This is a genomic window from Pseudomonas inefficax (assembly GCF_900277125.1).
Classification (GTDB): Bacteria; Pseudomonadota; Gammaproteobacteria; order Pseudomonadales; family Pseudomonadaceae; genus Aquipseudomonas; species Aquipseudomonas inefficax.
On record NZ_OPYN01000226.1, the window covers coordinates 1 to 1103 of the forward strand.

The following is a 1103-nucleotide window of genomic DNA, read 5'->3' on the forward strand; positions in this document are numbered from 1 at the left end:
CAGGCGCAACGCGCCAGCTTGCAGAGGTGCGGCGAGGCCGGTCAGGTTGAGGAAGCGCACGCCATCGACGCCGCGCTCGAAGGTTTGCCGGTCGGCCTGCTCGCCAGCCACCAGCTCGACCTGTGGGTCGAGGAAGCGTCCCAGCCAGCTGCTTTTCACCTGCAGCTCGAGAATCAGGGTTTCGTTGCCCTGCAATGCGCAGTCAGCCTCGAGCAGGCCGCCGTTCAGGCTGACAGGGGCTTCCCGCGTCTGCTCGCCGAAGTCGTAGGCGTAGTCCTCGGCTGGCGCATAGAACAGGTGGTCCGCAAACCAGGCTTCATGGGCAGCCCACAGCAGCGGCAACAGCAGCAGTGGCAACCACCACCAGCTGAACACACCTACTGCCACCAGCGCGACCAGACCTGCCAGCAGGCCCAGGCGTTTGTTGCGCCGGTGGCGCTTGAGCAACTGCTGCTTGCGACTCACGCCTGATACACCGGTACGGGGTTGCACCAGCGGTCCTTGTACTCGCGGTCGGCACGGCCGAACGAGAACCGCAGCGGCTTGTTGCGCGCACGAGCGTCTTCCCAGGCGGCCTGGGTATTGAGGAAGCTCAGCACGCTACCGGGGCTGAAGGCCTTGGTTTCAGGGTCGACACCGCCATTGATGTACTCGACGCTGATCCATTCCGGCGCTTCGACACGGTACACCAGCTGAATGGCAATCGGCTTGCCGTCCAACAGCAGCACCGAGCCAATAAGCAACTCGCGCAGGCGTTCCAGCACCTCGGCCATGCGCTCGGCACCGGTGGCAGGGAAGCCCCAGCGGCGCTGGAACAGGTCGCAGTACATGCTGGCGATTTCCTGCGCGCTGAAGTCGCTGATCGGGCGCACCACGCCGCCCGCCTCTTCCAGCAGGCGCAGCTCGCGGCGCTGGTTGTAGCGGAACTTCTTCGACAGGTCTTCGTGGGCGCGGGCCATGGCCAGCTGTTCTTTCTGCGCCTTGGGGCCGCTGAAGCGGCTCTTGTTGAGTTCGGACAGGTAGCGCGCGTCATGGTGCAGCGGTGCAGCGGCATTGACCGCCGCCTGAAGGATGATCTCGGCGTTGGCCAGGTCGAACAGGGC

Annotated in this window: 1 protein-coding gene and 1 pseudogene; both read right to left on the reverse strand. The window is 65.2% G+C overall.

Features of this window, described 5'->3' with window-relative positions:
• Positions 1-465 (reverse strand): annotated as a pseudogene (locus JV551A3_RS28780) (PIG-L family deacetylase); the annotation flags it as partial.
• Positions 462-1103, reverse strand: a 642-nt coding sequence (locus JV551A3_RS28785) for a GNAT family N-acetyltransferase (RefSeq protein ID WP_133979322.1), incomplete at its 5' end; no start/stop codon positions are given. The gene JV551A3_RS28785 and the pseudogene JV551A3_RS28780, both read right to left, overlap by 4 nt.